The 853-nt window shown below is 48.8% G+C and carries 1 pseudogene; it reads left to right on the top strand.

From position 1 onward, the window contains the following. Position 1 precedes the first annotated feature (1 nt). Positions 2-853: pseudogene (locus GAC_RS03120) on the top strand (lysine--tRNA ligase); the annotation flags it as partial.

The raw sequence follows: 853 nt of genomic DNA, 5'->3' as shown, positions 1-853 counted from the left end.
AGTGTGTCCCGAAACGTTGCAGGTTTTGCAGGTTCCCATAGTAAAAATAGACGTTACTAGCGGGACGATTTTCTATGAAGACAGCAATGGAAATCTTGTAGAAACACCTGTAACTGGCGGACGCTGCAAACTGCAATGGAAGGCGGACTGGGGCATGCGGTGGGCGGCGTTTGATGTGCGTTACGAAGCACACGGGAAAGATCTGACGCCCTCGGTAAAGCCATCCGCTGAGGTGTGTAAAATTTTAGGGAAAACCCCTCCTGTTCTGTTCCCGTATGAGCTTTTCCTCGATAGAGACGGCAAGAAGATTTCAAAATCCAAAGGAAATGGCTTCTCCGTCGAGGAGTGGCTATCTTGTGCTCCTTACGAGAGCTTGGCGCTATATGTGTTCCAAAACCCGAAAAGGGCAAAGCGCTTGTGTTTTGATGTTGTACCGAAATTTGTTGACGATTACCTATCTCTGGTCCAGGAATACAACTGCACTCCTAATAAAGACAATCCCGTTTGGCACATACACAACGGCAAGGTTCCGAGCATCGAGCTGTGTGAGTTGACGTTCTGCCTGCTAATAAACATAGCCTCCGCGTGCAACGCAGAAGACGAGCAGATGTTGTGGAAGCTAATAAGGCGCTATAGGGGGGATATTGATTCTAGAGCCGATGTTGCTACTCTGAGCAAGTTGGTAAGTTGTGCCGTTGCTTACTGCCGCATGTTTGTAATGCCAAATAGGTCATACAGGGCCCCTGATGAAAATGAGCGGGGCATGCTTTTAGACCTAGCGGAAACGCTGGCAACGGTGAGGGATGCTGACACCTCTACTGACGTACAGAATCACGTTTTTGCTGTCGGCAAA

It is taken from the genome of Anaplasma marginale str. Florida, from assembly GCF_000215485.1.
In the GTDB taxonomy this organism is placed as follows: Bacteria; Pseudomonadota; Alphaproteobacteria; order Rickettsiales; family Anaplasmataceae; genus Anaplasma; species Anaplasma marginale.
Note: the sequence above shows the minus strand (reverse complement) of the source record. Positions and strands in the feature narration are given on the sequence as shown.